Here is a 10789-nt window from a genome sequence, read left to right as displayed (position 1 = left end):
CGAGAGACGATGGTGCCTCTGAATAATCCTCCGGTCGAGGCGTATACATTGCTGCCGGATGGCGGGTCGGTGCAGGTTGGGAAGACGGGGGAGCATTTCGATCGGCTGAGCCGGTATCGGACGGCGAGCGGGGTGGGGGTGGTGATTGTGACGTTGGTACCGGTGGAGGAGCGGACGGCGCGGACGGTCAAGCGGGTGGTCGAGGTTCGGCTGGATGGGGTTCGGATCGGGCAGTTGACGCCCGCTATGAGTGAGAAGTTCTTGCCTGCTGTGGATCATTTGCTGGGGCGTGGGCTGGTGGTGGCCGCGCCCGCGGTGGTCACGGCTTCGACCGTATCGGCCAAGGTTGGGTTGCAGGCGCAGAAGGCGTTCGAGTTGTCGCCGGAGGTGCTGAACGGGGCCGCGGTGATGGTGCCCGCTCGCGGAATCGAGCGGCCGAAACCGCCTGAGGCTCAGGGCGATACCGTGAGCCTGGATGCCGCGGAGACCGAGGTGCAGACGGCCGTCCTGGCGTCGGGTAGCCGGATCACCGTCACCGAGTCGCCGTCCGAGCAGGTGGTGTCGGTCGCGATCGAGTTCGTTCAGCCACTCACCACCTGGCAGTCGCGGGTTGCGTCGGAGGTGTCCGCCACCGGGCGGCGGCTACTGGGGAACGGGAGCGGGCCGGGGGCCGGGGGCTCCGAGTTGACCGACCGGTCCTTAGTCCGCTGTCGCGCCGCTGGATCGGGCGCAGGAGTTCGTGGACGCGCTGGTCGGGATCGATGACTCGGACTTCGCGGCCGCCCAGCGCTTCAACGCCCAGTAGGTCAACCGTTCGAACGGCCGAGGACCTTAACAATGTTGCGACAACAAGCTCTGTTACGACGGCCCGCAGACCCGCTGCGGGTCAGAATCCGAAGTGGGTCAGCTCGATGACAATCGCTTCGCTCGGTCTCCGGTAAGCCAGCTTCATCCGATACAGAAGGGATCACAGTCGATCATGGGGGCCCTGCTACCCACGCTGCAGGCCAATCGCCTGCGGGAGGGGTTGACCGACTACCTCGCGACCACGTTCGCGTTGACTGATCCGGATGCGCAGGGCGCGTTGACGGACTTCATCGGGCATCCGGTGTCTGGAATGTTCAAGGGGCCGTATGCGCGACTGCGGTTGCCGTTCGCGCCGGCGCAGGGCAATTGGGGCATGCACCTGGATTGGTGGCCGGAGTGGTTCACGCCGTACGGCCATCAGGCCGAGGCGTTCAAGCGGTTGTCGACGAAGTTTCAGCCGCGGCCGTTGCCGACGTTGGTCACCACCGGCACCGGCTCGGGTAAGACCGAGTCGTTCCTGTATCCGATTCTCGATCACGTGATGCGCGCCAATGCCGCCGGTGTGACCGGGATGAAGGCGTTGCTCATCTACCCGATGAACGCGCTGGCCAATGACCAGGAGCAGCGGCTGGCGAAACTGATCACCGAGGACCCCCGGCTGGCGGGGGTGTCGGCGGGTCTGTACACCGGCGAGCAGTCCTCGGGCGGACGGACCATGCTCTCGGCGGCCGGGTTGATCACCGACCGCCGCCTCATGCACGACGCGCCGCCGGACATCCTGCTCACCAACTACAAGATGCTCGACCATCTGCTGCTGCGCCCCGACCGCGCCGAAATGTGGCGGCAGTCGGCGGATTCGCTGCACTACGTGGTGCTCGACGAGTTCCACACCTACGACGGCGCGCAGGGCACCGATGTGGCAATGCTGTTGCGGCGGCTCGGGTTGACGGTCAAGGCGCATTGGACCGACGCGTCGGCGGTGACCGAGGCGGACCGGGCCCGGCCGCTCGGGAAGATCACACCCGTGGCCACCTCCGCCACCCTCGGTTCGGGCGAGGAACCGACCGCGATGCTCGAGTTCGCGCACACGGTGTTCGGGGACGTCTTCCCCCGCGACACCTTGATCGGGGAGACGCGCCGTACCGCCGAGGAGTGGCTGGGCGATCGGGGCACCGAGCTCGACGGTGTGTACCGGCCGCGGACCCGGCCCGAAGTAGCCGCCGCGATAAAGGAATTCGAGCAGTACGGCAATGCACCCGGCGGCCCGTCCAAGAGGTCCAATGCCGAACTGACGGCACTGGCGCTCGCCAGCCTTTTCGAACGGCCCGGTGAAACCGATATCGAGTTGAAGCGCCAGATCAGGGAGCTGCGGCGGCTGGAGCCCGCCGAACAAATCGATCTGCTCAAGCGCAGTCCGGTGTTCCGCGAGCTGCTCGCACATGCCCAGCACGCCATCCCGCTCGCCGCGCTGACCGATCTGCTGATTCCCGGTCCGGAACGAGAGACCCTGCGCGACAGGGATATCCGACGCAAGTACATCGACCTGCTGCTGGCCGCCCTGTCCCACCTGCGAGCCGAGATCGGCCGCAGCGCACTGAATGTCGATGTGCACCTGTGGTTCCGGGAGCTGTCGCGCATCGATCGCGCGGTCGGCGCGGCCACCCGGTACCACTGGGCCGACGACGGCGCACCCGCCGATCACGGCACCACCTATCTCCCGGCCGTGTTCTGCCGCCACTGCGGCCGCTCCGGATGGGGCTGTCGGCTCGCGCCCACCGGCCATACGCTCGATGTGACCGACGAGGAGATCCGCCGCTACCACGCCTCGGGCGGCCCGCGGTTCCGCGCGCTGATCTCCGCAACGGCCGAATCACACCTGGGCAAGGCCGTCGAGGGGCTGCGCTGGCTGCGGGTCGAGGATCGCGAGATCACCGAGGAGACACCGGATCTCGAGAGTGCCGAGGTGCTGGAGGGACGGGTGCTGCCGATCCTGTACCTGTCGGGACCGGATGCGGACGAGAACTCCACCCACGACCTGTGCCCGGCGTGCGGCGCGGCCGACGGCATCCGATTCCTCGGCAGCGCCGTGGCCACCCAGCTCTCGGTGGCGCTGTCGAACATGTTCGGTGATCCCGATCTCGACGCCGACGAGAAGAAGGCGCTGATGTTCACCGACAGCGTGCAGGACGCCGCGCATCGCGCCGGTTTCGTGCAGGCCCGTTCGCACACCCTGAGCCTGCGCTCCACTCTGCGAACCGCGTTGCGGGACACCCGATCCGACACCGACATGCTGACCTTGACCGAACTGTGCGAGGCCGTCCTGAGCCGCGCCGGGGACGATCCCGGAGCCCGGTACCGGCTGCTGCACCCCGATCTCGTCGAGCACGAGGGATTCTCCGCCTTCTGGCAGAGCGGACGGAAGCCCGCCGAGAAGGGCAACGCCACACGGAACGTCAAGCGCCGCCTGCAATTCGATATCGACCTGGAGTTCGGTTTGCAGTCCCGTCTGGGCCGCACCCTGGAGCTCACCGGCAGTGTGGTGGCCGAAGTCGATCTGGGATCCCCCAAACGTGTGCACCGCCTCGGCATGGCAGCACTCAATGCCACCGAGCATCAAATGACGTTCAGCGAACCGGATTCGGAGGCGGTGACCCGCTGGGTGCGGGGAACCGTGGAGCGCATGCGCGCCCAGGGCGCGATCGCACACGACTGGCTGCGCAAGTTCATCGAGAAGGACGCCAACCGCCGCTGGGTATGGGGTGGCCGCCGCAAGGACCAGGGCGCACCGGCCTTCCCGAAAGGCCGCCCCGCACCGTCGTTCCCGGCGATCGGATCGCGCACCATCCCCGAGGGCTTCGACCCGATCACCGCGCCCGCGGCGTGGTACGCGCGCTGGGCCGCGCAGTGCCTGAACGTCTCCCCCTTCGAGGGCGGATTCCTGGCCCGCTCCCTGTTCTCGGTGCTCGCCGAACAGCGGGTGCTCTCGACGGTCCTCACTGAAAGAGGACTCACCGCATACCAGCTCGCGCCCGACGCCATCCTGGTCGGCGCCCCCACCCTCGAAGACCTGACCGCCAAACGGCACCTGCTGGTGTGCGATGTCTGCCAGACACCCAATCCCGGCACCGCCGCAGTGGTCGATCAACTCGACGGCGCACCGTGCCTGCTCATCCGCTGCCCAGGCATTCAGCGCAGCGCCGAGCAGAAGGACAACTTCTACCGCACGCTCTACGCGTCCTCGGAGATGAAGCGGGTGGTGGCCCGTGAGCACACCTCGCTGCTGCCCACCGCGGTCCGTCTCGAATACGAGAACGCGTTCAAGCGCGGCGCGGACGATCCGGCCGCGCCCAATGTCCTGGTCGCCACCCCGACCCTCGAAATGGGTATCGACATCGGCGATCTGTCGACGGTGATGCTCGGATCCATGCCGCGCAACGTGTCCTCCTACCTGCAGCGGGTCGGCCGCGCGGGTCGTCTGACCGGCAATTCACTGGTGATGGCCTTCGTGCGTGGCCGCGGCGAGCACCTGCCCAAGCTCAACGATCCGACGTCGGTGATCGAGGGCGAGGTGCGCCCGCCCGCCACCTTCCTCACCGCCGAGGAGATCCTGCGCCGCCAGTACGTCGCCCACATCGTGGACCGGCTGGCCCGTACCCCGGGGATGGAGGATCCGATCCTCGCTGAAAAGGTGCTCGGCAGTTTCGATTCCGGCACCTGGATGGCCCGGCTGCTCGACACCGCCGACGGGTACGCACCCGAGTTCGCCGATGACTTTCTCGCCCAATTCGGTGATCTGCTCGATATGGGCACCCGGAAAGCGTTGCGCACGTGGGCCATTCCGGCCGATTCCGAGACGCCCAGCCAGCTGGTGGAGCAGTTGCGGGAGGCGGTGCACCGCTGGAATCGCGATGTCGCCGAACTGACGACCCGGCGCGCGGCGGTCGACGCCGCCCTGCCGGACATCCAGAAACGCGCGGAGTCCCCCGCCCACACCGATGACGACGTGCGGGACCTGCGCACCGCGCTGGGCACCCTGCGCCTGCTCGGCAAGCAGAAGAACCAGCTGACCAAGGAACACTGGGTCGGTGTGCTGGAACGCTATGGCGTCCTTCCCAATTACACCCTGCTCGACGATTCGGTCACCCTGGATGTCGGCATCACCTGGCTCGACGCCGAAACCGAGCAGTACACCAGCGACAGCGTCAGCTACCGGCGCGGCGCGCGGGTTGCGCTGACCGAATTGGCGCCCGGCGCAACCTTCTACGCGCAGGGCCTGGCCGTCAAGATCGACGCCGTCGACCTGGGAGCCGGTGAATCCAGCATCCACACCTGGTGGGTGTGCCCGCAGTGCGGCTGGGTCGCCATCGGCCACGCCGGGGAGGACGTGCCGCCGCCGATCCAGTGCGCGCGCTGCCACACCGGCAGGATCGCCGATGTCAGCCAGCAGCTCCAGGTGGTCGAGATGTCGCGGGTCTCGGCCGAGGTGCGGCGCGACGAGGCATCCATCAACGACGCCCGCGACGAACGGCACCGGGAGTCGTTCAAGGTCGTCGCCGCCGCCGATATCGACCCCGACCACGTGATGCGACGCTGGTTCCTCACCGACCGCGATTTCGGTGCGGAATACCTGCGCCGCATGGATATTCGCTGGCTGAACATGGGCCGCAAGACCTCGCAGGGCGGCAAGCGGTTCATCGCGGGTGAGGAGACCGCCAGCGGTTTGTTCCGGGTCTGCTCCGGCTGCGGTCAGCTGGACCAGATCGTCGGCGTCAATCGCCCGCACGAGCATCGCAGCTGGTGCCGGTACCGCAACGCGTCCGACGAGAACCATGTCCGCTCCATCGCGCTGGCCCGGACGCTGCGCACCCAAGCCGTACTGCTGCACCTGCCGTCCGCGTTCAGCTACGACACCTTCGCCTATCCGAGTCTGAGCGCGGCCGTGCTGCTCGGACTGCGGCAGGTCATCGGCGGCTCGCCCGAACACCTCGACGTCGTGACCATCGCCGACGCCCTGCACGCCCCGCAGCAGAGCGCCCTGCTCATCCACGACACGGTGCCCGGCGGCACCGGGTACCTGGCCGAGTTCGCCGACCCGGCCAAGGTGTGGGCGGTGCTCGCCGCGGCCCGGGAGACGGTCGAGAACTGCTCCTGCGCCGCGGAGGACCGCATGGCCTGCCACCGGTGCCTGCTGCCGTTCGCGCCACCGCACGACCTCGACAAGGTTTCCCGCGTGACGGCGCTGAAAGTGCTCGACACCCTGCTGATTCCGCCCGGCGGCACCGAACCGGACCTGAAAAACTGGGAAGCGGCCATAGCGGCCGAGGAACCAGCGAAGAAGCAGGGCAGCGACGAATCCGCCCTCGAGGCCAAGTTCTATGCCGCGTTCCTGGACCGGCTGCGCGCCACCGGCGCGGCGATCAAGGAGAAACCGGGCACCTACTCGGACACGGCGACCATCACCTTGTCGGGCAAGAAGACTCGCACCTGGACGCTGCAGCCGCAGGTCCAGCACGGCAATGCCCGGCCGGATTTCCAGCTGACCACAACCGATCTCGACATCCCCATCATCGCGATCTTCGCCGACGGCCGACGCTTCCACGCGATGCCCGACCACAATCGGGTGGCCGACGACGCGGGCAAGCGTGCCATCCTCCGTTCCGGCGGAGTACTGGTCTGGTCATTCGGATTCGAGGATCTCGAGCGCTTCACTTGTGATGAAAAGGTGCTGGCTCCTTGGTATTCGAACGGTGCCGTGGCGCGCACCATGAAGACCGGCACCTTGAAGCCGGAACTCGTCACGCTGCTGACCAGCGCCGATCCCATCACCCAGCTCATCGCCTTCATGCAGGATCCGGATGTCGAGGCTTGGACGAAGGTGGGCCGCTGGCTGCCGATGATGCTGTTGCGCGACAAGCCGGCACGCGGCGAGCATGGCAAGCTCGGCTCACGCGCCCTCGACATCCTCGACGGGGCGCGGCTCCCGGCCCCCGCGCCCGGGGACTACGCATGCTGGTCCTATTCCGACGGCCCGCTCGCGGTCACGGCGGCCTTCCGCCCGAACACCGACGACATCTCCGCGGTCCTCGCTCTGGACGACCGCGACGAGATGCTCGAGCTCAGGCACAGCCACGCGTGGAAGGAATGGCTGCGCCTGTCGAATTGGCTCGGGCTCAGCGACACCAATGCGATCACGGCTCGGTCGCTGCTGGTGGCCGACCGCACCGCACCGCCGCAGCCCGCCACACCGCCCGCGGCGGTGACCGTCCCCGCGACGACCGGCGACCAGCTGTCACCGGATTGGCAAGAGGCACTGGCCAATACCGTCACGCCCGCCGAACGGGCACTGGTGCTCGCGCTCGCCGAGGCCGGAACACCGGTTCCGACACTCGGTTTGGAGACCGATGAGGGCGAGGTCGTCGACCTCGGCTGGCCACAGGCCCGGGTCGCGGTGCTGCTTTTCGACAACGCGGAGACCACGGAGGCGATGTCCGCGCTCGGTTGGACGGTCTGTCCGCCCGACCCGGCGCGCATCGTCGAAACTCTCGAAACGAATGGGGGCATGTGATGCCGAATATCGTGATGGCCACCAATACCAAGGCCATGGGCAAACTGGATGGGTCGGTCAAGCCCAGGGTGTACGACTTCCTGGAGAAGCTGCAGGCAGACGACACCACGCCCGGTCTGCACATCGAGCCGCTCAAGGGTGCGCTCGACGCCAGGGTGCGCACCGGGCGGGTCGACATCAATCACCGCGCGATCCTGTTCCGGATCGACCCCAAGGGCGGTGACACGACCTACATCTACATGGGTACCTGGAAGCACGATGAGGCCAATGCACTGGCGGAGAAGTCCAGCCTGCGTGTCAATCCCATTACCGGCACCCTCGAGGGCATCATCGGCGAGCTGAACGGTGAAGCCGATCGCAAGAAGCGCACGACCGTCCCGGATCCGCGGGGAAGGATCGGCAAAGCGGTTGTCACACCGGAGAAGTCGTATCTCGAGAGACTCGACTTCACCCTGACGGACCTGACCGAGGGGCTGGGCCTGGATCCCGCGCTGGCCCAGCGCGCCTTGGCCGCCGCCGACGAGACCGCGATCAACGAACTCGCCGCCGAAGCCGAGGCGTCGGGCAGCTGGCAGGGGCACGCGCTGTTCGATCTGGCGCTAGGCATCAGCATCGACGACATTCGCGAAAAATACTCGCTCACCGAGAATCCCGTGGACACCTCGCTCGACGAGGACTCGCAGATCATCGAGGCGCTCAGCCATCCGGTGTCCAAGATGCAGTTCACCTATGTCGGGGACGACACCGGGGAGCTACGCCGGGTCATCGAGGGCGGTGACTTCGCGGCCTGGCGCATCTTCCTGCACCCGGAACAGCGCACCTACGCGGAGAAGGACTACTCCGGTGCGTTCCGGCTGTCGGGCGGGGCCGGAACCGGTAAGACGGTCGTGGCCATCCACCGCGCCCGCAATCTCTGGTCGCGCAACCCCGAGGCGCGAATCATCCTGACCACGTTCAACAAAACCCTCGCCATGGACCTCAAGGCCCATCTGAAGCTGCTCGAACCGAGTATCACGCTCGCGAAGAAGCCGGGCGACCCCGGTGTATACGTCGAGGGCATCGACAAGCTGGCCAATGACATCCTCAGCGGGGCAGGCGATCTCGGCGCAGCGTCCGACGCCTTCCTCGGCTCGGGCCGGGCCTACACCTCGTCCCGCACCGCCAATACCGAACCGGTCTGGCGCGAAGCCGTGGACACCGCGCACAGCGGGCTCGACCAGCAGCTGGCCACCCCGGGATTCCTCGAGAACGAGTACGTCTCGGTCGTTCTCGGCAATCAGGTGACCACGCTCGAGGGATACGCGAAGGTGGCGCGGGCCGGGCGCGGGGTACGACTGAGCCGCCCCCAGCGCATCGCCGTCTGGAAGATCATCGACGCCTTCCGCCGCCGCGGCCGCACCGACGACAGTCTCACCTTCCCCGAGGTGCAGGCGCTCGCGGCCGCCTACCTGCGGCAGCGCGCCGCCGACGGGGTGTTCGCCGCCGACCACGTGATCGTCGACGAGGCACAGGATCTGCACGCGACGCACTGGTCACTGCTGCGGTCGCTGGTCCGCGAGGGCGAGAACGACCTGTTCATCGCCGAGGACTCACACCAGCGCATCTACGGCCAGCCGGTGGTGCTGCGCCGTCTGGGCATCAATATCGTCGGGCGCTCGCGCCGTTTGACGCTCAACTACCGAACCACCGCGCAGAATCTCCAATTCGCGGTGCGGATCCTCGATCGCGGGCAGTACAGCGATCTCGAGGAACAGAAGGAATCCACCACCGGCTACCGGTCCGCCCGCTCGGGTCCGGAACCCGTCCAGCTGCAAGCCAATTCGGCGCTCGACGAACTCGACCGGGTGGCCGCACAGATCAAGGGTTGGCTCGCCGAGGAGATCGAGCCCTCCACCGTCGCCGTACTGGTCCGGGTGGCCAAGGACCGTGACCGCTACGTCCGCGCCCTCGGCGAGCGCGGCGTCGACGCCCGCGCCCTCGACGCCAACCCGGCCACCATCGGCCACGTCCAGGTGATGACCATGCACCGATCCAAGGGCATGGAATTCTCCCGGGTCATCCTCGCCGGAATCGACGAGGCGCACGTCCCCGCCAAGGTCGCGCTCAACGCCGTTCCCGAGGAGGAACAGCCCGAAGCCCTGCTGCGCGAACGATCCCTGCTCTACGTCGCGGCCAGCCGCGCCCGCGACGCGTTGATGGTGACCTGGAGCGGCAAGAAAACCGAACTGCTCGACTGACCACCGCACGCGCGGACCGCTGGGCTATGAAGACCCGGCGGTCCGTACTGCGGAACATCCGCCGCAATGCTTCAGTGCCGCCAGACGCCGCTGGCGAGGAAGCTGTCCCACTGGCGTCCAGTGAACACCAGGGCAGGCCCGCTTGGATCCTTCGAGTCACGGACACCGACCGAATTCGCCGAAAGATGAGCTATCTCAACACAATCCGGAGTCAGCTGACTGTAGGTGCTCTTGAACCACTGGGCATCGGACAGGTCTACGGTCATACCCCGTACTCCTTCGCAATCTTCTGCACCAACTGCTTGGTATCCACCTCGGTCAACGCTACCCGCTGAATATCCGTGATCGCCCTCCGATGTCGGTCGATCGTCTCCGATTGTTCCAGGTACAAACCGCCTTCGTATCCTTCGACGAAAATGACCGGTGGCTCAACGAGATGACTTGCCAGAGGGGGAAATTCAAATAGAGTGAAGGACTGTACGAGAAGGCCGAGATGACTCCCCGCATCCATCGGCAGGACCCGGATCGACACGTTCGGTTGCGAGCCGATCAGCTCGAGGATGTGCTCCAGCTGATCGGCCAAGACGGAACGACCACCGGGAGTATGACGTAGCACTCCTTCCGACAGCAGGATGTCCACACGAAAACCCGGGTCCTTCAACCTGACCCGACGGTGAGCCACCAATTCCAGCCGTCGTTCGAGTGCGGCGGGTGACAGGCCCGAGTCTCTGGCCAGACTGATCGCGCGTCGGTAGCCAGCGGTCTGCAGCAGACCCGGCAATAGCACCACCTGATGAGTGGTCAGATGCGTGGCCGCCGCCTCCAGCCCCAAATAGTGGTCGAAATGCGGTTCATACTGGTCGGTGTAGGCCTGCCACCACCCCTTCGTTGTACCAGCCAGTTTTGCAGCAAGCGCCTGATCCTTCACCTCCTTCCACGGCAGGAAGATCTCGTCTCGATCGTCGCTTGGATTCGGGATCCGATAGAGGTCGAGCAGATCCCTGATTTGTGAAGTGCAAATCTTCACCTTCTGCCCGTCCTCCATCCGCCCAATGCTCTGCGGCGACAGTTCGATGTGCAGACCTGCGGCTATTAGTTGGCTCTTCTCCGCGCGCACCCGGTAGCCGCGCAGCCTGCGACCGAGAGCCCTTCTGGGAAGCGACGATCCGGCCATTTCTTT

General features: G+C 66.5%; 4 protein-coding genes and 1 pseudogene. 3 read left to right on the top strand and 2 right to left on the bottom strand.

From position 1 onward, the window contains the following. From NS2_RS36295 to NS2_RS26590, 3 genes and pseudogenes are all read left to right on the top strand, one after another. Positions 1-765: pseudogene (locus NS2_RS36295) on the top strand (hypothetical protein); the annotation flags it as partial. Between the two features lie 214 nt (positions 766-979). Beyond that, positions 980-7372: a DEAD/DEAH box helicase gene (locus NS2_RS26595; protein ID WP_071812005.1), complete on the top strand. Its 6393-nt coding sequence runs from the start codon at positions 980-982 to the stop codon at positions 7370-7372. Then, positions 7372-9609 carry a 3'-5' exonuclease gene (locus tag NS2_RS26590; RefSeq protein WP_033090968.1) on the top strand — a complete coding sequence of 746 codons (2238 nt, stop codon included), beginning with the start codon at positions 7372-7374 and terminating at the stop codon, positions 9607-9609. The genes NS2_RS26595 and NS2_RS26590 overlap by 1 nt, the downstream gene beginning before the upstream one ends. A gap of 71 nt (positions 9610-9680) precedes the next feature. Here the strand turns inward: NS2_RS26590 and NS2_RS26585 are convergent, their stop codons facing one another. Together NS2_RS26585 and NS2_RS26580 are read right to left on the bottom strand one after the other, a co-directional pair. Beyond that, a complete protein-coding gene (locus tag NS2_RS26585) occupies positions 9681-9875 on the bottom strand; it encodes a DUF397 domain-containing protein (RefSeq protein ID WP_071812006.1) in 195 nt (64 codons plus the stop codon). Beyond that, entirely contained in the window at positions 9872-10783 is a 912-nt protein-coding gene (locus NS2_RS26580; protein ID WP_143161390.1) for a DUF5753 domain-containing protein, read from the bottom strand. Before NS2_RS26580 ends, NS2_RS26585 begins: the two co-directional genes overlap by 4 nt. Between the last annotated feature and the right edge of the window lie 6 nt (positions 10784-10789).

This window comes from Nocardia seriolae NBRC 15557, assembly GCF_007990715.1.
In the GTDB taxonomy this organism is placed as follows: Bacteria; Actinomycetota; Actinomycetes; order Mycobacteriales; family Mycobacteriaceae; genus Nocardia; species Nocardia seriolae.
Note: the sequence above shows the minus strand (reverse complement) of the source record. Positions and strands in the feature narration are given on the sequence as shown.

Bases quoted from the DNA above. Each gene is read 5' to 3' on its own strand.
- NS2_RS26595 (WP_071812005.1), top strand. From the start codon at position 980: ATGGGGGCCCTGCTACCCACGCTGCAGGCCAATCGCCTGCGGGAGGGG.
- NS2_RS26590 (WP_033090968.1), top strand. From the start codon at position 7,372: ATGCCGAATATCGTGATGGCCACCAATACCAAGGCCATGGGCAAACTG.
- NS2_RS26585 (WP_071812006.1), bottom strand. From the start codon at position 9,875: ATGACCGTAGACCTGTCCGATGCCCAGTGGTTCAAGAGCACCTACAGT.
- NS2_RS26580 (WP_143161390.1), bottom strand. From the start codon at position 10,783: ATGGCCGGATCGTCGCTTCCCAGAAGGGCTCTCGGTCGCAGGCTGCGC.